The following is a 22,020-nucleotide window of genomic DNA, read 5'->3' as shown; positions in this document are numbered from 1 at the left end:
ATAATTTACAGCCTGGAATCTCCAGGCTGTTTTCCATTTCAATCAAACGTTTGATTTATCAATCCTTCTTCATAAAGAATCTCCTCAATACCAGGAACATACCCTTGATCAGCCATGTCCTTCTCGCAGCCAACTGAAAAATAGGTATACGAATATTCATATCCTTCTCCCTGTACACCGCCTGATCCACCATGTGAAATACAGCTTTCTGGTATTGCTTCACGCTTCCCTTTTTCATCGGCATAATAGTACAAATCGTCAATATACCCTTCACTTTGCGGTAAAGAGGTAATGGCATATCCTCTATCATTCACCCGAAATACATCGTACTCCCCTTCTGTCTCTGGAACAGGAGCATTCTCTATTTCATGAACAATTCTCACCTGACCAGCATACCCTTTTGGAATCAGATAAAGGTCATGAGTTTTTTCTTCCAGATCTGCCTGCTGGAGCATCCAAAAGAACACTATCGGCAGGAGGCAAGCGGCAAGGAAACCTGCTGCATTCAAGGTAACCTTCCTGCCCCCTGGCATCTCGCGGTCCCACTTCCTCCACTCATCTATTAAAAAGAAAAGCACCGCAGCAATAAATGCGTAGAAAGCAAACCCTTCCATAATAAAATAAGTGACTGCAGCCAAAAAGGTATGTATAAATGCAGCAGACGGAAACCGCCAAACTGCTAGATTTCTAGTAAGAAACTCAGAAAGCAGCGAAACTGGAACACCGTATATCACATTTCCGAAAAAGCAGTATAAAAAAACCATAACCAGGAAGAAGGAAAACAATCCCCCTTCAGAAAAGAAAAAGAGAAGCCAAAAACCAAAAGTAAAAAGAATGGAAGCCTGTAGGGCCGTTTTTAGTTTTAATCCCAGCATAAGAATTAATTAACCTCCTCTTTTTTGTGAAAAGCTTCACATATATCATAGCATATATACATGGTTATTCCCATACTCACTATGATAACCTTTCATTTTCAACCTGCACAAAATTCTGCTAGGAGGGCCTGCTGCCTAACTAGCAGATCCTTCTTCAATCACCTCTATTGCCCACCTGATACCTTCTTCTGCCATTTTTTCCGGAGGGTTCGTGTGTGGAGTGTACTCCATGACAAAAAATACTTCCTCACATTCCTTTGCTAAAAAATCCATCAGTTTCTTAATTTTATGATGACTGCCATCATTCTCATGAGATGGATGCACAGGTACCCAAATATATTTATCGCCCTGGTATTCAACATTATGTAAATGAACGACTCTCACGAACTCGGTCCATTTTTCTATATATTTTATGGCCTTCTCGCCAGCGGCCAATATATAATCCCCGATATCAACACAAAGTCCGAGTCCGTATTTCCTCCATGTCTCTACAGAAAAACGGTCAAGATATTGAATTCCTGCTGGCGATTGTTTGAATCCCAATTTAGGTTCACACACAATCAAAATCCCATATTTCCTCTGGAGAACACTAAGTTTCTTTAGTCCCTCCTCAATGACCTCTGCCGGATTCCTGCTGGTTTCCTTTTTAAAGTAAGGGAAGTGCACCAATATGTATTCAGCCCTAAGCCGGGACATCCTTTCCACTTCCTCCTCAAACTGAATCCAGGCTTCCTCCGGATTCATACTGAACTTTTCCAGCAAATCATATTTGCTTTTCCCCCGGAAAAGAGGCGAATGAAGACCAAAGCTTTTGTTTGTTTTACCCAGCATTTCAATAAAGCAGCGAAAGGCTTCCTCATCTTGAAATTCGCCTATCTCTATATGCGGCAAATGACGTTTAAAAAGTTCATGAAACAGCTTGCTGTCAGACAAAATGACACTTCCCGATATCCCTATATGATGAGCCATAATATCCCCTCTTTTATGCATCTTTATAACAATCTTATCATATCTTCATGTAACTCATTGGAAAATAATGCCGTCTAATCATTAAAATACATGAGGAGACTTTTTATGATAAAAAAAGTGTTTGCTTTCATAATCGGAATACTGTTCTTATTCATTCTTTTTTTCCGAAATGGAATTATTCTGGATTCCATCGGCATTCATTTCGAAAGTCCTTTTGCAAAGAAAATAGCAGTGCCTTCTGAATATTCACAGGCCGATTCAAATCTAAACGGCATTGCCGATCCGCTAGATATGGTCCTGACAGCCAGAAAAGAAGTAGACCAGCGCACGCCATATAAAAGTGCCTACTATGCGGGAGGCTATCCGCCCGATGGCGAAGGTGTCTGTACAGATGTGATTTGGAGGGGATTCCAGGGGGCTGATGTAACCTTAAAGGATCTTATTGATCAGGATATCGCCGAGAATACGGACTTGTATTCAAGAGTGCAGGGCAAGCCTGATCCGAACATTGATTTTAGAAGGGTGCCAAACCAGAATGTCTTCTTTAGCCGCTTCGCAAAGTCATTAACAACTGAACTGAATCCAGGAGATGGTAAGAACCTTCAGCAATGGCAGCCGGGTGACATTGTGGTTTTCCTTTCTCCTAAATTCAACCATGTGGCAATCATATCTGACAAACGGACGAAAGATGGCATTCCATATGTTATACATAACTCCACACCATTTGCAGCAGAAGTAAAACTATCTTCTTTTAAGACTCCCATTACCGCTCATTACAGATGGGATTTTGAAAAAACGCCTGCACTGCCATAAAGCAGATGCAGGCGTTTTTCTTATCTGACTGCTGCAGGATTGCCCGCCGGCCACTCTTCGCAGGTATAAGCCATCTCCCAGAAGCCAAGCTCCAGCTGGCAGCTTTTTCGGAAAGCATCCTTCATTCGCTGCCTTTCTTCCGGTGATGCCGCATCAGCAAGCTCATCCAAACGGTTCCTCATATTCATGGTCACAGCTTCGACCCTTAAATTTGCATAAAAAGAGATCCATGGATAAAACGGATGGTTCTCATCTGGCTCATATTGCTTCATGAGTTCAAGCCCAATCTCCCAATAAGTCCATGGACAAGGCAATAATGCAGCAAGGATCTCACCCATGCCGCCTGTGTGGGCATGATACATCATATGCTTAACATAATGATCAGCTGTTGGAGGGAGCGGATAGCCCTGCAATGCTTCGTAATCCACCCCAATCTGCTGGCAAAAATTATGGTGGGGATGTACTTCGCTGTTCAATACAAATTCTATTTGCTGATTAAAATAAGAAATATCCTTACGCTCTGCAGACTTTGAAATGGCAATCCCATAAATATGCATGAACGCATTCAGATACTCAAAGTCCGCTTTAATGTAATGGGCCAGCGCCTCTTTCGGCACGTCCCCTCTCCCGATACCCTGGACAAACGGGTGCTCAAATATCAGCTGAAACAAATCTTCATTTTCTTTGCGCAGAATCTCTGAAAAAGTCATAAAAAATAGCCTCCTTATTCATTACAGAAGCTGCCGGGGAAAAAGCATGAGGATATATAACGAGGTCCTCACTGCTTCCCTGCGCTGGCATTATCCAGATCAGGTTCCAAGGGACAAAGGAAAAGCTCCTTATCTCAGCCGTAGCGCCCCTAGCAGTTTTCTAACATTCTAATTGTTTTTTACCGATTTTCTAACTTGACGTTTTTCGCTCATAAATTTTGGATTTCGCCCATAACTCTTAAAAATCGCTCATAAAGTCAGATTGCTATGCTGCACTCCGCTTATCTGCTTACTCAACTAGCTTCGCCAGCCCAAAATCATCACATATTCTGAACCAAGTTCTTCTCTTTAACCTTTGCCAAAACCATCCAGCCTATGGACGCACCGGCAATGCTGCTGACCAGGAATGGCGGCACAAAGAAGAATGCCCCAGCTGAGCTCCCCATGAGAACCTTTGCAAAAGGTACTGCAAACAATGCACCAATTAAGCCGGTACCTACCACTTCTCCTACAGCAGCCCATATTTTCCGGCCGAACTTCAAATAAAGCACACCTGCCAAAAACGCACCGATCATGCCTCCTGGAAACGCAAGCAGCGTCCCGAATCCAAGCAAATTACGAAGCAGGCCAATCATAAATGCCACAGCTGCTGCAGGCAGGGGTCCAAGCGTCACCGCTGCCAATACATTCACCGCATGCTGCACCGGATAGGCCTTTGCTATGCCTGCCGGAAACCAGAGCAAATGGGAACCCAGTGTCCCAATTGCCACAAATAAAGCCATCGTAGTTAACAATCGGGTTCTGTTCATCTAAACCTCCTTTCTAAAGGGCCGCCTGATTGCTTATCAGGATGAGAAGTATGTATACAAAAAAGCCAGATTCCCATAAGGACCTGGCTTGGTTTAAGTATATGAATTGACATATAGTCAAATCCTACTTCCCTCCGCTGGCATTAACCAGATCAGGTCCATAAGAGTCAGAAAGCTATAACGCGCTTTCCTCTCAGCCCGCACATTCGGGGCACCCCTAGTAGTTGCATAGATATTTAGTTTGATAAGCTATCTCAAGCTTATCAAATTATTCCGGCACTGTCATCAATCTTTTTGCTTAAATACTTTTTTTGATGCAATGTATTAAGAACTCTTCAATTTATGCTCCGAAACTATCGAACCAGCTGCAGACCCGCTACCTCCTTTAGGCTCCCCACCCCTGCCAGAGAAAGCGATACTTTCGTTTCTTCTATAAAGTTGGCAATCACCTTTTCAACCCCAGCCTGCCCGCCAATGGCCAATCCGTACACATATGGCCGCCCCAGGCAAACTGCGTCGGCTCCTAATGCCAGTGCTTTGACCACATCGGATCCTCGGCGAATGCCGCTGTCAAACAATACTGGAATCCGCCCCTTGACTTCCTTCACGATCGGTCCAAGCGCATCAATCGCTGCAATCACTCCATCAAGCTGCCTTCCGCCATGATTGGAAACGATGATTCCGTCTATCCCTTTTTCAACAGCCAGCCTGGCATCTTCCGGATGGAGAATGCCCTTTAATAGAATCGGCAGACTTGTTTTCTCTTTTAGCCTTGCAATATGCTCCCAGCTCAATGTCGGATGATGGATATTATCAAGGATTCCCTGAACTACATCCCCGTCATGGAGAGAGGCCATAAAGACTGGGTCGCTCTCATAGTTTGCTTTTCCATAGCCAAGCTTTAACGGTGAAAAATTGTTTCTTAGATCCGCTTCCCTCCATCCCATCATCACCGTATCAACAGTTAACACAATGGCTTCATAGCCGGATTCCTCCGCTCGCCGCACCATACTGAACGCAGCATCTTCATAATTGGACCAATATAATTGGAACCATTTTGGGCTCGCGCCTGTTGCATTAGCGATTTCTTCAATGGAATAACTGGATACAGTGCTTTGGATAAAAGGAATTCCAAACGCAGCTGCCGCCCGGGCAGATGCAAGCTCTCCCTCACTGTGTTCAAGGCGCTGCATTCCAATCGGTGCCAGGAAAACTGGATAAGGATACGTTCTTCCATATAAATTCACACTTATATCCGGCACTGAAACATCCCTCAGCATTCTCGGTACAATTGAGTATTTTGCAAAGGATTCTATATTCTTTTTCAGCGTTTCTTCTCCGCCGGCTCCTGATTGGACATAGCCAAATCCGCCAGCTCCCATTACTTTCTCTGCTTCTTCTTCCAGTTCCTTAAATGAAATAGGAAAGTTTTCCGCGAAACTAATATTCTCTACTTTTGCCATATTCCAGCCCCGCCTTTTTTGAATTTATTGAAAATAATAACACTTTTTTGGATTTTAAGAAACCATCTAATAAAATCATAGATTCACAGGAATGCAGCCTTTCCTATATAAATTAGCTGCAATAAGCAGGGATTTAATTAAAAATCGTGAATAAACATTTTAACCTTAATGAAATTGGAGTGTGCAAAATGCTAATCAAACAGCCTTTTGATGAATTTCTGAAATTCCATTACGAAAGAATCAGTGAAAGCAATATGAAAGTGACTTTGCCAATCCAGCCGCTCTTTATTAACAGCGCGGGGCTGGTTCATGGAGGCATCATTTCCACTCTTGCGGATGTAGCGATGGGGAATATTTTCGAGCCGGATGAAAACCAGATGCAATCCGTGGTGACAGCTGATTTAAAGGTCACTTTCCTAAAGGGGGCGACAGGTGAATTTCTTCTCGCCAATGCTCACCTTGTGAAAAGAGGGCGCACCCTTAACCACACAGACTGCCTGATTTATAACGACCGGGATCAGCTGGTTGCCAAAGCATCGGGAATCTTCGCATCTATCTGAGTGATTATCCTATCGTTGCCTGAATAGTTTCACTGACAGCGATAGGAGGAACCATTTAAAGCTTACGGACAATCCTTGTAGTTTCTTTTCTTCTTCTTTTTATAAAAGTGAAATACACTGTAAAATACCCCTATCACAACCGAAACGACTAATAAAAGCTGTGAGCCAGATAAAGATAATGCATTGGCCAATGAAAGAGAGTAAGCCAGCAGCAAGGATGTTGCCATTTTGGAAATAGACGCAATTCCCAGGAACTTTTTAAATGAAACACCACCCATTCCTGCTCCAACACAAATGATCTCATCTGGCAATATCGGAATAACAAACAGCAGCATTAGTATGGTGTTTTCATTTTTCTCCATGTATTTTTGGTATTTGATCAGATGCCGCTCCTTTATAAACCGGGATACAAGCTTTAATCCTCCTATCCTTGCAGTCAAGAACATAACAATAATCCCTGATAGTGTACCTGTGAATCCAAGAAAGGCAGCTGCAGCCGGACCGAAAACGGCACTTCCGGCAGGAAGTGTTACGGCTTCAGGAAGCGGCAAAAGAATGGGCTGTAAAAAGCAAACCAAGAAAAAGATGAACTTGCCCTCGGCTTCATATTCCCTAAGCATTCTCTCGAACCCATATGCATCAGTCAGAACAACTATCTTTGTTAAATAAAAGGTAATAAAAACTATTAACAGCAGACTGAACATATAAATCAGTGCCAGTCTGCTGTATTTCAATCGTGAGAACTTGCCTGCAGCAAAAAAGTAAAAATCCATCACTAATATGGCAGCCATGCCTGCAATCATAACCCATTTATAAACGGGCAAAAGTGTCGGCATTAAATTAAGCAATATATGCGATGCTATTAAAATGATAAGTCCATGAAAACCAACCTCAATTTTTCCATTCATACATTTTCCCCTCTTGCTTTTCTTAACTATAGTGTAGAAAAGAATACAAGGAGGTTAAAGCTCCCTTAGCATTAAAATATTCTAAGGCCAGAGACTTAAATATAAAAAAAGCAGGACTGATCCTGCTTTTTTAATACTCTATCTCATCATAATCCTTAGGCTGCGGAACCGGCTGTTCCCCTTTATATTTTCCAAACTCATTGACAAGTTCCCTCTCTTCCTTTGGGCCTTGTGTCTGTTCTTTATTTTGCTCATCTTTTCTGGTCAATTCACTTGCTCCTTCCTTATAGTTCTCTAAATTAATATGTACCAATCCTTGCATTTCACGCATATATAGAAGGATTTTTCAGGCCCTTTGTAAAATAGGTAAAACATCAATTGAAAGGAAGGACTAATATGTTGAAATCCCATAAAACAAGATTGGATCCTAATGGAAAACTACTGGGTGCATACAACGTGATTAATAAAAGTTAATAAGAAAACTAAGCCCCAAGCCCTATCCCAATTTACTGCTCAAGCTGATAGGGACCGCCTTTTTCCCTTGCTACACTTATAAAGTGATTTAACAAGGAGGGAAAAAGGTTGAAAAAGATGGGAACAAAAGCAGCCAGATGGCTAAAAATTCTTCATATCGTTCTGGCTTCCTTATTTTTCGGAGGGATCATGAGCTCACTCGTTTTGAATTTCAACATGAAGTTAGCTGCTTATGATCAAACATTGGACATGTACCAAAACGTGGTGGCTATCAGCGACTACATTGTGCGCACTGGTGCTGTCGGCACATTACTAGTGGGCATTATTTATGGCTGTTTTACAAATTGGGGGTTTTTCAAGCACAGATGGCTAACAATTAAATGGATTTTATTTATTATCCAAACTATTGTCGGCATTACAATTGTTGATGAATTAATGGTGGAAAATCTGGCCCTGCTTGAGGCAGAAGGCAGTAAGGCGCTGACAAATCCTGTTTTCATAGATAATCATACTGTTCGCCAGTATGCCGTCTACTTTCAAATTGCAGTCACCCTTTTCATTTTTGCAATATCCGTCTTGCGTCCGTGGAAAAAGAAAAGGCAAAAATAAAGCTGGCAGTCCATCCCGACTATCATTTTTAAACCAAGCATTTCAATCATACGCTTAATTAATAAGAAGGAGATTCCCATGGTAAAATTAGAACCTTTTACAGAAAAAGATTTCGATTTGCTCATCAGCTGGATCAGCACACAGGAATTAATGGTTCAGTGGAGCGGTGCCCATTTCAAATTCCCGCTTGATCATGAGCAGCTTGCTAAGTATATAAGCTCAGCGAATCTGGAATCCAGCACGGAATATATCTACAAAGTTATGGCAAACGATGAAATCGTCGGTCATATTTCCCTTGGCAGAGTTGACCGTGTCAACGAAACTGCTAGGATTGGCAAGGTTTTCATCTGCCCCGCAGCACGGGGGAAAGGGTATGCTTCAGAAATGATTCATCAAATCCTGAACTTAGCGTTCCAAGAGCTGAAATTAAATAGAATCAGTCTTGGGGTTTTCGATTTTAACCTGCCTGCTATTAAGATTTACGAGCAGGCAGGTTTCCAAAAAGAAGGACTTCTCAGGCAGACCAATAGAGTTAGAAATGATTATTGGAACTTGATAGAAATGAGCATCCTGAAAGCTGAATGGCAGGCCAGCGCCGGGCTCAGGGGTATTCAATCAAACGTTTGATTGAATTATCCTCTACATAAAAAAAACAGGGCGGATATACTCCGCCCTGCTTGATTTAGCTTGCTTTTTCTTCAGCTGGCACTTCCTGTTTTTCCTTGGAGAGGAACCATCCAGCTAGTGCTATTCCAATTAAGACTACATAGAAAGTAACTTTCCATTCGGTCGACTTGGCAAATCCTTCAGGCAGGATCGCCAGCGCCGGATGGGACATTGTATAGACAGCCAGTTTAACACCAACCCAGCCGACAATACCAAATGCTGCAACCTCAAGTCCTGGCCTCCTGTGAAGCAGATCTACAAAGAGGTTTGCAGCAAAACGCATAATGATCAATCCGATCATACCGCCGGCAAAGATGACAAAGAACTTTCCGCCATCAAGCCCCCCTACATGGCCAAGTCCTGAATCCGGAAGAGCCACGGCCAGAGCGACCGCTGCCAGAATGGAATCTACAGCGAATGCTATATCAGCCAGTTCAACTTTAAAAACTGTCAGCCAAAAACCAGATTGTTTCTTTTCCTTCGTTATTTCTGCCTCTTCCTCGCCTTTTTTCACAAGGAACTTTCTTAATATGTGATTAGCCGCGATAAACAGAAGGTATAGCGCTCCAATGGCTTGAACCTGCCATACATCTACTAAATATGAAATCGCAAATAACGATCCAAAGCGGAAAACAAACGCTCCAGCCAACCCGTAAAATAAAGCCTTCTTCCTCTGCTCCTCAGGAAGGTGTTTAACCATAATCGCCAGGACCAGCGCGTTATCAGCAGCCAATAAACCCTCCAGCGCCACAAGCAGCAGCAATACCCATCCATACTCAAGTATGAGTGATAATTCCATCTAAACACCCTCCCTTATTTCACCTTTGTGTATTTTTCGTCTAAACGTTTTTCAATTTTAGCCAGCAATTCCTGATCTCTCAGCAGCTCTTCTTTGTTTTTCTTAATTAATTCTGCAAATGATACTTTTGCTTTTTTCATCTTGGTCTCCTTTCCTTCTATTTTTTAAGTATTGAAAGCTTCGCACTGTTTCCCTGCAGTTATGTCGATTGAGGATTTCCATTGCCAGGCTATATCAGGCAATAAAAAAACCTCTACCAGCAAGCGGTAAAGGTTTTAAAAAACAAAAAGACCTTTACCCGAAACAGGCAAAGGTCTTGCTAACAACGTTAAGGTTGCCAACAAAGCCGGGAGCTCTTAACTCCGAAATGACGACTCTGCTGTAAAAGCTACTCCCCTTTAGGAGAAACTATTCAACTATACGTTAATCATATTCTATTTCACTAAAGGTGTCAACCCTTATGCAAATCTGTAATAAATCAGAATGAATGTCGCAAGGATGAAAATAAAGTTCAGGAAAACAAATACAAATTGATCAGCCTTGGTTTTATGAAGCTTAATAGGCGGGTTATAGAAAGACACTCCTTCAATGATGAAGATAATCAGCACAATATGAATCATAAAATGGCCAATTACTTCTGTCATTCCAAAGAGCATCGTGGTTGTAATAAAAATAACCGTCACCACGAAGCCAACTGCCCGGTTAAGGATCCCTACCACCAGAAGGTAACCGACAACAAACTCAATGAAAGCAGCCATAACAACGAATGCAGCCGGTGCAAAGCCGAATGTGGGAACTCCATGATTGGCTACAATATCGAGAGACATGCTTGGATATACCCATTTTTCAACAGCAACCCAGCATAAAGATAACCCTGTACCTAAATACAGAAATGGAAATCCAACCTGCTCAAGCTTTGTACTGCCGACCAGCAAGACTCCTATAATGGCAACATAATATCCATAATCAAGCATATGGAAAATGCCATTCTGTAGGGTAACGTACACAAATAGCCCCAATAAAATAACGGCTCCGGCCTTTGTAGAGATGTGATGGGGAATAAGCAGAAAGCCAATAACTGCCCAAGTTAGAATCATTGCAATCGTATTGGTTAAATGAAATTCAGGGGCAAATATAGTTCCATTCGTCACCTGAATTATTAATGCTGCAGCTGTACCATACTTAAGGATATACCTGCTGTATTTGCGGAATCCTGAGAGCCAGTCATCCATCATTTTAACTTTGCCCCATTCCGCTGTCCTTGGGATAATCAATGTCAGCATCGCAAGTACAATCGCAGCTGTCAGTGCCAGTCCCATAAATAAAGGTGATAATATATTTTCAATCGTTTCCTTTTGAGGCGTCACATTCGTGAACCATTTCACATGTGCGCTCGCAAAAAAAGGCGTCATGGCAAAACCTGCTATAAATAAAAACTGGAATATTTTTTTCATGATGATCTTGCCTCCCTGATGGCATTTTAGGTAAACAATATAAGTACAGTATTAATATATTATACTTTTCATTCCAGAGGATTATTCAAAAGTGAATTTTATGTGAAATATTTCACATATGATACGTAAAAAAATACAGACGAACATATCGCCTGCATTTACTCTCCTACTTTTCTTTTTTCAAGGCTGAAAGTACCGGCTTTTTCTCTTCCTTCTTTTCCTCATCTGATACCAAATCCTTTGCCGCACTTTTAAACTCCGTTAAGGTCCGCCCAAATGCCCGCCCGATTTCAGGAAGCTTGGATGGCCCAAATATGATCAATGCAATGACAAGAACAAGAATTAAGCCTGGAATGCCAATGTTGGAAATCATCTTCTCACCGTCCCATTAATGTAATACCTTTTCTCGCTTTTTCTTAAGCTGCTTTTCATGTGCCCTTGAATGAGCGTGATGGCGATCTTCCTCCACCTCAGCAGATATTCGAACTCCCTGAGGGACAGCTGTAGCCGAAACCTGCTTCAAGCCAGCCCGGTCTTTTTCAAAGACTAAGGATGCTCTCGTTGATATATCCGCCCCAGGCTCTGTTACAAAAGGAAGCACCCGATAATCTGTACGCCATTGCTCTGGTGTTACCCGGCAGCGGACATAGCCTCTATAATTATTAAAGAATTTAATATGCGGATTTTCTGCAAGCGTCTTTTCCGTATCCGCTCTCACATCTGATCCGTTTCCTCCTGATGTGATAGAGGTTCCGACAAATTCGGCCCCAATCAGCTTTGCATTTGGATCATTATAGTCTGTTAGAATATTGGAAGCCCAGCTTGCATGTACATCTCCAGTCAGAACAATTAGGTTTCCGATATTGTTTGAAACAGCAAAATCAGCCAAACGCTGCCGGGCAGCAGGGTAACCATCCCATGCATCCATGCTGAACTTCGGCGAAGCCATAGTCCCGAAGTTTCTCTGGGCAAAGAACACCTGCTGTGCAAGGACATTCCAATGCGCATTGGAACTGGCAAGATTGCTTTCAACCCATTTTTCCTGGTCATTGCCGAGAAGAGTGCGGTTTGGATCAAGGGACTCCGGCGTATGCGGCTTGCTGCCATCACCATTTGCCTGATCATCACGATATTGCCGGGAATCAAGCACAAGGAATGATGCCAGGCTGCCATAGCTGAATTCCCTATACAGCTGCATACCATCACCATTTGGCATGGAAGATAACCGGAGAGGCATGTGCTCATAATATGCCTGATAAGCGGCTGCACGGCGTTTTATAAATGCTTCAGCTGACTGGCCTTTTTCCGGAATCCCTGCTGCATAGTTATTTTCCACTTCATGGTCATCCCAAGTTACCACCCAAGGGAAAGCAGCATGAGCTTCTCTCAGATGCGGATCAGATTTGTACTGAGCATGGCGGTTCCGATAATCTTCAATAGAGATAATTTCCGGTCCGCTATGGTGGCGGACATTTCCTGTTGGTGAAATATATTCATTTGGTCCATATTCATATATGTAGTCGCCAAGGTGAATGACAAAATCCAAATTTTCCTTTGCCATATGCTGATAGGCAGTAAAAAATCCATGTTCATACTGCTGGCATGAAGCAAATGCAAATGATAGCCCTGATACTTTGGCACCCGCAGCAGGAAGTGTCTTTGTTTTGCCGATTGGGCTTAGTTCATTTCCACATTTAAAACGATAATAATATACAGTGTCCGGCATTAAGCCTTCTGCCTCCACATGCACAGAATGCGCCAAATCAGGCACTGCAATTTCTGTCCCGCGTTTAACAACTTTTCGGAAATGTTCATCTGCAGCAAGTTCCCATTTAACTGGCACAGCATGAGAAGGCATCCCTCCTCCATTAAGCGGTTCTGGTGCAAGCCTTGTCCATAAAACCACACTGTCCGAAAGAGGATCTCCTGATGCCACACCGAGGGTAAAAGGATATTTGCTGAACTTAGGAGAAGCCTCAACTGTTAGATTACCCACACCTAATGATTGCGCCATAGCCAAGGCAAGAGAAAAACCGGCAATTTTCCCTGCACCAGATAGAAAGCTCCGGCGGTCAATGTCCCTCTTCAAGTTCTCTTCATTAAACTTCTTGATTAAATCATCAATCGACCTATCATTGTTCATTTTCTTCACCTCTTAATTCAAACTGGATTCACAATTGATTATAAGAGGCTTTTTTTAAAGCAATATGAAGATATGTAAAGGAGGATGACAATATCTCTGCCAATTTTAACAGGACTTTTGTAAGGATATGGATATTTATTCAACCGATATTCTAGACTTGCGGTCAAAATACCTTTGTACCTCTGTAACATTTGTCCCAACTATTTTTACAATATATACATAGAATATTAACGAATCCTGTCAAAATCTTTTAGTTTACTAATCTATAAATAGTGGTTATGATGATAGTTATAATCTTGAAAAGGGGTGAGGGAAGTGAAAAAAATGAAGTTAATGCCATTTTTAATGCTGTCTGTATTTTTAACCTTCCTCATCACCCAGTACCCTGGGGTCCATTTTAATGATATACCAATGGACCAAAGCAAAGCGGTAACTGTTTCGGACTTTTCCGAGAGCTTTCTAATAAAAGATGATCCTAAAAAACATATTTTCATACAGGGTATAATTTCTTTAGCCATCACAATCCTAACCATTATCCTTTTTATATACAGTGCCCTGCACATCATCGCCCGCAGGAAGAAGATATTCTATAATCCCATCTTCTACGAGGCGAATTATGTAATCCACACTCCTTAATTGTCCAACAAAACAATTAAAGGAGGAAACGAATAATGTGGATTCGATTCTTAATGATTGGGTTATTTTCATTAACAGCTTCCAGCCTGTTCTTTTATCAGGGAATGGAAATGTATCATGCTTTCACAGATTTCTTTAGACAAAAATAAGAATTTGGCACCCAGGGAGTCCCTGGGTGTTTTTAATGCTTCTATCATGGGGAACCTACCTTTCTGCATTAGTTTTTTTCGTCCCTTTTCACTTCTTCTGGGGCACTGCTCATTCTTATTAGATCCCTTCACTCCGGCTTGCCTCTTCTCAAAGGCACTATTCATCCTTTATCAGTTCCCCTCACTCCCGCTTATCTCTCCCCAAAGGCCCTATTCATCCTTATTAGTTCCCTTCACTCCTCATACCTCTCCTCAAAGACGCTATTCTCCCTCATTAGCTCCCTTCGTTCATTTCATGCTCTTCCCGCAGACACTAATCCTCAATAGCATCTCGTGCCATTTTCACTTCGTAACTCAGCTCCATAAAAAAACACCCGGCCATTTTTACTCCCAGGCCGGGTGTACACTCTTACTGTGCTTTTGCATATTTATCGTCTATTTTCTTTTCAATTTTTTCAAGCTCCCGGCTATCTTTTAAAAGCTCCTCTTTATTTGCCTTAATCATTTCAAGCATTGATAATTTTTTCTTTTTCATTTCTGCTCACCTTCTCTCATGATGTCTGTAATCTCCTGGATGCTGGATCTATTTTTTTTGACAGTGCATGGTGTCTGTCACCTAAAATACAATCGTCTTATTTCCATGCACAATGACTTTGTCTTCCACATGCCAGGCGACTGCCTGAGCGAGGACCTGTCTTTCCACATGCCGTCCTGCAATTTTGAGATCCTGTGCAGTGTGTCGGTGGTTAACCCGCTGGACATCCTGCTCAATGATCGGGCCTTCATCCAAATCATTCGTTACATAATGAGCTGTTGCCCCAATCAGCTTGACTCCGCGGTTAAACGCCCGTGCATAAGGATTGGCTCCCACGAAGGCTGGCAGAAAGCTATGATGGATATTGATAATCCTGTTTGGATATTTGGAAATAAAGCTGGGCGAAAGGATCTGCATATATCTTGCCAGTACAATGAAATCTACTTTTCCATCCAGCAGCTCCACCGTCTTTTGCTCGGCTTCAGCTTTAGTGTCAGGCGTAATCGGAACATGATGATAAGGTATTCCGAAACCCTCCACCACTTCCCTCATGTCGGGATGATTACTGATCACCAAGGGAATATCCACTTCAAGCTCCTTCGATTTCCAGCGCCATAGCAGCTCCAGCAGACAGTGATCCATCTTAGAAACAAATATGGCCATCCGCTTGCGCTCGCCTTTGCCGCTTAGCTTCCACTCCATTGAATATTCCCTGGCCATTTCAGGAAGATCCTCTTTCAGTTTTGAAAAGGACTCATCAAAATGGTTCATATCGAATTCAATCCTCATAAAGAAGATGCCTGCCAGCGGATCGGTTGTGTGCTGGTCAAAATGGACAATGTTAGCCTTATGCTCCAGCAGGAAATTGGAGACTGTGGAGATAATGCCTGGCCTCTCAGGACAGGATATCAGCAATGTCGCCCTGTTTGCATTGATATTTGTATTCATATAGATTCCTCCATCTGCTTTTCCCGAAGCTGCCATCCATATAAAAAGGACAGAAAAAGGCGGCTTCTTTATCCCCCTTCCCTGTCCTTTTACCTGAGAGTTTAACCCCTTTGGTGTCGCAGGATTCCTGCGCGCTCTCCAGAGATGCGTCTGACTGCGATCTGTCTACCTGAGAGATTGGCTTCAAGGGTATTTTTGAAGCTTGCTCCTTCGGTGGCTACTGAATGCTCTCTCCCGCAGCCGTCATTCGCTCAATATTTTTGTTATTTTCAGAATAATACATTATTTGCACTATGTCAATCGAACTGCGTTTCTTTCACAAAATTGCCACAATTAAAGCCAATTATGATTCTTTCAATGCCGATTTATAATTTGGTCTTGAATAAATGGCAGAAAAAACAAAAAAAAGCTTGAAGACAAAGTCTCCAAGCCGTTTCTATACAGCCGCTTTCGGTTTCGGCTCCTTTTTCTGCCAGGCAATCGTGATAAACAATGTAACGATCAATAAGGCCAGACCGAGAACAAACGGATAGGTTATCCGGACATCGTAAAGTACACCTGCAATCGTTGGCCCAAGCACGTTTCCAATACTCATATAAGCATTGTTCATACCCATCGCAAATCCCTGCTCATTGCCGGCCATTTTTGAGATTAGCGTGGTTAAAACGGGACGCAGGATGGAAGTAGCAAGGAAAATGATCAGTGAAATAACGAAGAAAAGCGCATAGCTGCCTGCAAACAGTGAGACAAGGAATCCTGACGCTGCAACAGCTAAAAAGATATTCAATACCTTGCCTTCTCCGAATTTATTAACCACCCGATCGACTACAAATAACTGAACAATAACACTAATGACCCCCGTTGAAGTCACCATAATGGCAATTTCCTGTGGAGTAGCAGCAAACTCATTATCAAGGTACAGCCCCAGCACAGATTCATACGCCATTAGCCCAAAGCTCATCACCAATGTAATAACAAGCGGAATAAAATATGGCTTCTTAACAGACATTGCCAGCTTCTTGACCATCGGTTCCTCTTCAGGCATCTCTCCTGGCACCGTCTGCAATGTGCTGCTTTCTTCGAGGAGCACAATTGAAAAAATAACAGCCACTAGAGATACAAGCGCTGAAATCAGAAATGGCATTTTCAAGCCGAAATCTGCCAAAAATCCGCCAATTCCAGGCCCAACCACAATTCCAAGTGACATCGCAGCTGAGACAAGGCCATTCCCCTTTGCACGCTGCTCCATGGTAGTAATATCAGCAATGTAAGCAAAAATTGCTGGAATCAGCAAGGCTGCCCCTATGCCTCCAATGACACGTGAAAAGTAAAGCAGCCAAATGGAATCTACTGCATAAAAGACAAGCATGGATAGTGTCAAACCAGCTAACCCGTAAATAATCATCTTTCTGCGGCCATACTGGTCAGCCCATTTTCCAGCAATGGGAGAAAAAATCAGCTGGGCACCCGCAAAAATGGCAATCATCAGGCCTGTCTGCCGTTCCCCCCTGATTAATGGATTCCAAATAAGCCGGCAAAATCGGAATAATAATCCCAAAGCTTCCAATCGCAATAAACATATTGATCATCAATATGATCATCTTTTTCTTTTGATCCCCAGACATAGCGGATATCCCTCCTTCTATATGTGAAAAATTTACATTATTTTTTTCGGCACGCTAAATAGCTTATAATGAGACAGGCTGCTTTGTCAAAGGAAAAATAAGAGAAGCTCCAGCATGTGCTGAAGCCTCTTATATTCACCCTTTGAATTTGTCCGGGAATTGCCTCACAACTGCATCTGAAATGGCATCTGCCATCATGATAATATGTGTCACCCCGTCATCAATAGAAACAATTCTGGCATCCCAATCCTTAACAAGGCTCGCTGTTAAATCATCCGTCACTAATTCGAGATGCGTGTACAGCAACTTTTTAACATCTTCATTTTTCAGATTAGGATTGGCATTGCTTATAAAAGCAGCCATATCATCGGCATTGCGATGCCATTCTTTGTTCAGCTGATTCACTTTTGCGCCTTGCCCGCTCTTGGCAGCTTCCACAATATCTCCTGCAATAACTATATGCTCCTTAAGCAGTTCTGTAAGCTTATTTCCTGCAGCATCTCCATAATAGGGCTTTATCGAATTGCCGATATCCTCCTGGTTTTTCAAGAGCCTTGCCAGAACCTGTTTCTGATCCTCCGCCCCGGCTGTTGTAGCACTTGTAATATAATTGCTTGTCCATAATACATGGTCGATCCATAATCTGCGGAATTCATTTTCAAACTTAACCTCTGATTGTGTGATACACGGTTTCTGTGCAGCTGCATTGCCTGGAGCTGCCAGCATATTCAGCGGCATCATCAGCATTATTCCCAGTATCAGTAATTTCTTCATATCCTTTTCTCCTTCCAGATTGAAAAAGTTCCTTCTTATTTTGATTATCTTAAGATTTTTCATTCCATAAAATAAAGCTCGAGGCTAATGCCCCAAGCTTTTTCAATCAAACGTTTGATTTATTTGCATATAAAGCCTATTTACTTTCAGATAAATCATTTTACTTTCGTTTAAACAGATTTACTTTCGGATAAATCATTTTACTTTCAGATAAACAGATTTACTTTCGGATAAATCATTTTACTTTCAGATAAATCATTTTACTTTCGTTTAAACAGATTTACTTTCGGATAATGATCACACAGCTGCCACCGCAGCAAAAAACTCATTATAAAGCGCCTGTACCGCGCGTTTTTCATCCACTGCCTGTACGCCAAACATCATGCTCACTTCAGATGAGCCCTGATTGATCATTTCCATATTGACTTTCGCTTTAGCGAGGGCTTTGGAGGCGCGGGCCATTGTTCCGATGTTTTGGCGCATCCCCTCACCAACTACCATGATAAGCGACAGGCTGTGCTGGATTTTCACCTCATCCGCGTGAAGTTCACGTTGAATACGGCTCAGAATCTCTTCCTCCATACCATCAGTAAATTGGTTTTCCCGAAGAATAATGGAGATGTCATCAATTCCTGACGGCGTATGCTCATAGCTGAGGCCATACTCTTCCAAAATGGTCAGCAGCTTCCTCCCGAAGCCTACTTCCCTGTTCATTAAGTATTTGCCGACGTATATGCTGCAGAATCCCTGATCACTGGCAATCCCGATCACAGGTCCGTTTGTGTTAGCGCGCTTGTTCACAATCCTGGTGCCAGGAGCAGATGGATTATTCGTATTTTTAATCTGCACAGGAATACCAGCCCTGAATGCCGGCACAAGTGCTTCATCATGCAGGACGGTAAAACCTGCATAGGAGAGCTCCCGCATTTCGCGGTATGTCAATTCTTTGATTTCTTTAGGACTTTCCACAATAAATGGATTTACCGAAAATACAGCATCCACATCTGTAAAGTTTTCATACAAGTCCGCTTTGGCTGCCCCAGCCAAAATGGAACCTGTTACATCCGATCCGCTTCTTGAAAATGTGAACACCTGCCCTTCCCTGCTATATCCAAAGAAACCTGGAAAAATGATAATCCCGTCCTGTTCCCTTAAGGAATATAGATTCTCATATGCCTCAGGAAGAACCTGTGCATTTCCGGGCTCAGGGCTTACAAGCAATCCCGCTTCATTCGGGTTCACATACCTTGCTTCTACTCCCTGCTGCTGAAAATATGCTGCAACAAGCTTAGCGTTATTATCCTCGCCGCTCGCCTTAATCAGATCCATAAAAACTTCAGGATCATCTGTATCGCTGGAGAGCCTTGTAAAAAGATCCTCCCTAATTATATCTTTAATTTTTGGATCAAGCTCCAATTCATCAGCTATTTGGCCATACCGATCCAATACAGCTTCAGCCAAGTCATCAGCTGCCTCCCCCTGATTCCGTTTTTCTGCACATGCGATTAATAAATCAGTAACCTTATTGTCTGCTGAAAATCGCTTACCAGGAGCCGAGACGACTATTATCTTCCGCTCTGGATCTGCATTTACAATATTGAAAACCTTCTCGATTTGCTTTCCGGATGCTAAAGAAGATCCTCCGAACTTCACGACTTTCATTCTGACATCTCCTAATCTCTGAAAATTTAATCTTTATTTTACTCTTATCCGCAAAGAAATCAAGAGAAAATTCTATCTGAAAAACACAGATGTTCACCATAAAAATACACAAAGGTATGTAGATATATTAAATATGATTAATTCGCGTGATTATATCGCTTAATATTATTATTTTAGAAAAATAAAAGAAAACGCTTACAATATATAGTTTATTTTATGCCGTTCTGCTGAATTGCCTAAAGCAAAAAACTATTAATATTATGGTTTTCCCCATTCCAAAACGGGGTATATGTTAAGGATATTTATATAAAGAATTCAATCGTAAAAACACGGGAAGGGAAAAAGTCTATGGGAATCCTAGTTGTGGACGATAATCAAGCCAATTTGTTTGTCATTCAGCATATATTAAAACGCGCCGGATATAAAGACCATTTAACGTTTTCTTCTGCAAAGGATATGTTTCAGCATCTTCAGGGATATTCACCTTTCTCAGCTGATATAAAAGCAGACATTATCTTAATGGATATTATGATGCCGGAGATGGATGGAATTGAAGCATGCCGGCGGCTTCAGCAGATTCCGCATTTAAAGGATATTCCGGTGATTTTTGTAACTGCATTGGAAGATTCAAATAAAGTAGCTGAGGCACTAGATGCGGGCGGAACTGATTATGTTATGAAGCCCATAAATAAAACGGAACTGCTTGCCCGGATTCGTGCTGCTTTAAGACTTAAATATGAAAAGGACTGGCATAAGGAGCAGGAAAATAAAATCAAGAATGAATTGGATTTATCCATGCAGGTTCAGACCAGCATGCTGAGTGAGCCGATTTATCATGAACATACACTGTTAAAGGCTTCCTACCTGCCGGCCAACAAACTTGCAGGGGATATGTATTACTGGCACCAAATAGATGAACACCGCTTTGCTGCCATCCAGCTGGATATGATGGGCCACGGAATTTCAGCATCCCTTGTATGCATGTTTATCTCTTCTGTACTAAGGGATGCTATCAGAACATGCAGCGATCCTGAATACGTCATGAAGGAACTAAATCGGTGGATGAACTCCCTTAATCAGCGCAATCAGCGGATTCCATATTATTTTACAGCCATTTATCTCGTCCTTAATAAAAAAGACAAAACCGTCGAGTATGTAAATGCCGGACATCCAACCGGATATGCACTCACAGATAAAAAGGAAATGGTCAGTTTAACCAGCAATATGTGTGCAGTAGGCTTTTTTGAAGATATTACGATCCAAAAAGAAACAATTCCCTATATAGACTCCATCCAGCTGCTCCTGTTTACGGACGGAGTAGAAGAAGCAGTGGAACAGAATAATCTTAACCCTTGTGAATATCTTCAGCGCTTCGCATCCTTCCATTGGAATGCAGCCCGAACAGCAGAACCAATAGATATGATTTTGACTAAAGAGCAGCAGGCAAGCGCCGATGATGATATGTGTGTTGTTCTGGTTCAGGCAAATTAGTTACATAATATTTTTGCAAAAAAACAGAGTGCAGTCCCTCAAATAGGGCCCGCACTCTGTTTTTCTTATGCTTGAGCGGTCTTCCTGAAAATCTTTTCCTGCAGGTTGATTTCTTCAAATACGGGCACTTCCATCCTCAGCGCTTCCTTGCTTCCAAGTCCCAGAAAACCTCCCATGCTAAGGCTTTCATTGAAAAGATTAAAAACATGGCTTTGCAGATCAGTGTTAAAATAAATCATGACATTGCGGCATATAATCACATGAAATTCATTAAAAGAACCATCGGTCACCAGATTATGCTGTGCAAAAACCATTCTATCAAGCAGGGATGAATTCAAATAAGCTGCTTCACAATCGGTAGTGTAGTATTCAGAAAATGATTTTTTTCCGCCTGCCATAATGTAATTCTTTGTGTAGAGCTGCATTTTTTGCAGAGGGATCATTCCGCTCTCAGCCTTTTTCAGCACCTTTTCATTGATGTCTGTGGCATAAATTTTAGTTCGTTCCCCCAGACCTTCCTCCTCCATCAAAATAGACATGGAATAGGCTTCCTCTCCAGTCGAACAGCCTGCATGCCAAATTCTGATCTCAGGCAATTCTCTGAGCATCGGGACAGCCTCATTTCGAAAAGCTTTAAAAAACGAAGGGTCCCGGAACATTTCGGTAACATTAATTGAAAAATCGCTCAGGACCTTTTGCAGATATCCATCTTCATGTATAACCTTCTCTGTGAGGCTTGTTATGCTGGGCAGCCGATCCCTGCTAATGCGATTTTGTATCCTCCTCGCAATAGAAGAGCGCATATATTGCCGGAAATCATACCCGGATAAACCGTAAATGGCCTTTAAAAGTAAATCTATCTCTAATTCTTCCTTTTTCAATTCTATCCATTCCTCAACTTTCGAGAATAAAATTATGGTGACAGTGTCCGTATGTCAGGACTGGTGC

The 22,020-nt window shown here is 42.1% G+C and carries 23 protein-coding genes, 1 pseudogene and 3 riboswitches; of the genes and pseudogenes, 6 read left to right on the top strand and 18 right to left on the bottom strand.

What is annotated here, in order from left to right:
- Positions 1–38: 38 nt before the first annotated feature.
- Complete coding sequence (locus ACXAD1_RS00730) at positions 39–875, bottom strand: DUF6843 domain-containing protein (RefSeq protein ID WP_474909181.1); 837 nt, start codon at positions 873–875, stop codon at positions 39–41.
- Positions 876–1,010: 135 nt separating this feature from the next.
- Positions 1,011–1,844 carry a TIM barrel protein gene (locus ACXAD1_RS00725; protein WP_474909180.1) on the bottom strand — a complete coding sequence of 278 codons (834 nt, stop codon included), beginning with the start codon at positions 1,842–1,844 and terminating at the stop codon, positions 1,011–1,013.
- A 105-nt stretch (positions 1,845–1,949) separates the two neighbouring features.
- On the opposite strand from ACXAD1_RS00725, the gene ACXAD1_RS00720 reads away from it, so the two are divergent.
- Positions 1,950–2,657: a DUF1287 domain-containing protein gene (locus tag ACXAD1_RS00720; RefSeq protein WP_474909179.1), complete on the top strand. Its 708-nt coding sequence runs from the start codon at positions 1,950–1,952 to the stop codon at positions 2,655–2,657.
- Between the two features lie 20 nt (positions 2,658–2,677).
- Here ACXAD1_RS00720 and tenA read toward each other — a convergent pair whose 3' ends face one another.
- The 3 genes from tenA to ACXAD1_RS00705 form a co-directional block, all read right to left on the bottom strand.
- Entirely contained in the window at positions 2,678–3,367 is a 690-nt protein-coding gene (gene tenA / locus ACXAD1_RS00715) for a thiaminase II (RefSeq protein ID WP_474909178.1), read from the bottom strand.
- Positions 3,368–3,426: 59 nt separating this feature from the next.
- Positions 3,427–3,528: riboswitch (TPP riboswitch) on the bottom strand.
- Positions 3,529–3,687: 159 nt separating this feature from the next.
- Entirely contained in the window at positions 3,688–4,176 is a 489-nt protein-coding gene (thiW, locus tag ACXAD1_RS00710; protein ID WP_206845303.1) for an energy coupling factor transporter S component ThiW, read from the bottom strand.
- Between the two features lie 112 nt (positions 4,177–4,288).
- A riboswitch (TPP riboswitch) is annotated at positions 4,289–4,405 on the bottom strand.
- Between the two features lie 124 nt (positions 4,406–4,529).
- The gene (locus ACXAD1_RS00705) at positions 4,530–5,639 is read right to left on the bottom strand and encodes an alpha-hydroxy-acid oxidizing protein (RefSeq protein ID WP_206845306.1); all 1,110 of its coding nucleotides are present in this window, start codon (positions 5,637–5,639) and stop codon (positions 4,530–4,532) included.
- Between the two features lie 188 nt (positions 5,640–5,827).
- Here ACXAD1_RS00705 and ACXAD1_RS00700 point away from each other — a divergent pair, with 188 nt between their 5' ends.
- Complete coding sequence (locus ACXAD1_RS00700) at positions 5,828–6,199, top strand: PaaI family thioesterase (RefSeq protein WP_206845308.1); 372 nt, start codon at positions 5,828–5,830, stop codon at positions 6,197–6,199.
- Between the two features lie 62 nt (positions 6,200–6,261).
- On the opposite strand, the gene ACXAD1_RS00695 is transcribed toward ACXAD1_RS00700, so the two are convergent.
- Together ACXAD1_RS00695 and ACXAD1_RS00690 are read right to left on the bottom strand one after the other, a co-directional pair.
- Complete coding sequence (locus ACXAD1_RS00695; RefSeq protein ID WP_370223500.1) at positions 6,262–7,107, bottom strand: TVP38/TMEM64 family protein; 846 nt, start codon at positions 7,105–7,107, stop codon at positions 6,262–6,264.
- A 130-nt stretch (positions 7,108–7,237) separates the two neighbouring features.
- Complete coding sequence (locus tag ACXAD1_RS00690; protein ID WP_206845312.1) at positions 7,238–7,375, bottom strand: hypothetical protein; 138 nt, start codon at positions 7,373–7,375, stop codon at positions 7,238–7,240.
- Positions 7,376–7,698: 323 nt separating this feature from the next.
- On the opposite strand from ACXAD1_RS00690, the gene ACXAD1_RS00685 reads away from it, so the two are divergent.
- Both ACXAD1_RS00685 and ACXAD1_RS00680 read left to right on the top strand, forming a co-directional pair.
- A complete protein-coding gene (locus ACXAD1_RS00685) occupies positions 7,699–8,190 on the top strand; it encodes a DUF2269 family protein (protein ID WP_244671319.1) in 492 nt (163 codons plus the stop codon).
- A gap of 78 nt (positions 8,191–8,268) precedes the next feature.
- Entirely contained in the window at positions 8,269–8,817 is a 549-nt protein-coding gene (locus tag ACXAD1_RS00680; protein WP_206845317.1) for a GNAT family N-acetyltransferase, read from the top strand.
- Positions 8,818–8,872: 55 nt separating this feature from the next.
- Here ACXAD1_RS00680 and ACXAD1_RS00675 read toward each other — a convergent pair whose 3' ends face one another.
- The 5 genes from ACXAD1_RS00675 to ACXAD1_RS00655 all read right to left on the bottom strand — a co-directional run bounded on the left by ACXAD1_RS00675 (position 8,873) and on the right by ACXAD1_RS00655 (position 13,252).
- Positions 8,873–9,655, bottom strand: coding sequence for a TerC family protein (locus tag ACXAD1_RS00675; protein ID WP_206845320.1), 783 nt, complete (start codon positions 9,653–9,655; stop codon positions 8,873–8,875).
- Positions 9,656–9,669: 14 nt separating this feature from the next.
- Positions 9,670–9,795 (bottom strand): FbpB family small basic protein, encoded by a 126-nt coding sequence (locus tag ACXAD1_RS00670; RefSeq protein ID WP_197204417.1) that lies wholly within the window; start codon positions 9,793–9,795, stop codon positions 9,670–9,672.
- Between the two features lie 318 nt (positions 9,796–10,113).
- Complete coding sequence (locus ACXAD1_RS00665) at positions 10,114–11,109, bottom strand: hypothetical protein (RefSeq protein WP_206845323.1); 996 nt, start codon at positions 11,107–11,109, stop codon at positions 10,114–10,116.
- A gap of 166 nt (positions 11,110–11,275) precedes the next feature.
- On the bottom strand, positions 11,276–11,482 hold the full coding sequence (locus tag ACXAD1_RS00660; protein WP_206845324.1) for a twin-arginine translocase TatA/TatE family subunit: 207 nt from the start codon (positions 11,480–11,482) through the stop codon (positions 11,276–11,278).
- Between the two features lie 15 nt (positions 11,483–11,497).
- The gene (locus tag ACXAD1_RS00655; RefSeq protein ID WP_474909177.1) at positions 11,498–13,252 is read right to left on the bottom strand and encodes an alkaline phosphatase D family protein; all 1,755 of its coding nucleotides are present in this window, start codon (positions 13,250–13,252) and stop codon (positions 11,498–11,500) included.
- A 324-nt stretch (positions 13,253–13,576) separates the two neighbouring features.
- Here ACXAD1_RS00655 and ACXAD1_RS00650 point away from each other — a divergent pair, with 324 nt between their 5' ends.
- Positions 13,577–13,888, top strand: coding sequence for a hypothetical protein (locus tag ACXAD1_RS00650; RefSeq protein WP_370223511.1), 312 nt, complete (start codon positions 13,577–13,579; stop codon positions 13,886–13,888).
- Positions 13,889–14,446: 558 nt separating this feature from the next.
- On the opposite strand, the gene ACXAD1_RS00645 is transcribed toward ACXAD1_RS00650, so the two are convergent.
- From ACXAD1_RS00645 to ACXAD1_RS00625, 5 genes and pseudogenes are all read right to left on the bottom strand, one after another.
- Positions 14,447–14,572: an FbpB family small basic protein gene (locus ACXAD1_RS00645; protein WP_019380090.1), complete on the bottom strand. Its 126-nt coding sequence runs from the start codon at positions 14,570–14,572 to the stop codon at positions 14,447–14,449.
- An 81-nt stretch (positions 14,573–14,653) separates the two neighbouring features.
- Positions 14,654–15,520, bottom strand: coding sequence for a formyltetrahydrofolate deformylase (purU, locus tag ACXAD1_RS00640; RefSeq protein ID WP_474909176.1), 867 nt, complete (start codon positions 15,518–15,520; stop codon positions 14,654–14,656).
- 147 nt (positions 15,521–15,667) lie between these two features.
- Positions 15,668–15,767, bottom strand: a riboswitch (glycine riboswitch).
- Positions 15,768–15,956: 189 nt separating this feature from the next.
- Positions 15,957–17,145: pseudogene (locus ACXAD1_RS00635) on the bottom strand (MFS transporter).
- Positions 17,146–17,280: 135 nt separating this feature from the next.
- Complete coding sequence (locus ACXAD1_RS00630) at positions 17,281–17,919, bottom strand: glycosyltransferase (protein ID WP_474909175.1); 639 nt, start codon at positions 17,917–17,919, stop codon at positions 17,281–17,283.
- A gap of 297 nt (positions 17,920–18,216) precedes the next feature.
- Entirely contained in the window at positions 18,217–19,581 is a 1,365-nt protein-coding gene (locus ACXAD1_RS00625) for an aspartate kinase (protein ID WP_474909174.1), read from the bottom strand.
- Positions 19,582–19,929: 348 nt separating this feature from the next.
- On the opposite strand from ACXAD1_RS00625, the gene ACXAD1_RS00620 reads away from it, so the two are divergent.
- On the top strand, positions 19,930–21,072 hold the full coding sequence (locus ACXAD1_RS00620) for a SpoIIE family protein phosphatase (protein WP_206845343.1): 1,143 nt from the start codon (positions 19,930–19,932) through the stop codon (positions 21,070–21,072).
- A 65-nt stretch (positions 21,073–21,137) separates the two neighbouring features.
- On the opposite strand, the gene ACXAD1_RS00615 is transcribed toward ACXAD1_RS00620, so the two are convergent.
- On the bottom strand, positions 21,138–21,953 hold the full coding sequence (locus ACXAD1_RS00615; protein WP_370223507.1) for a CheR family methyltransferase: 816 nt from the start codon (positions 21,951–21,953) through the stop codon (positions 21,138–21,140).
- Between the last annotated feature and the right edge of the window lie 67 nt (positions 21,954–22,020).

The organism is Cytobacillus sp. ABV4_503 (assembly GCF_056158445.1).
Note: the sequence above shows the minus strand (reverse complement) of the source record. Positions and strands in the feature narration are given on the sequence as shown.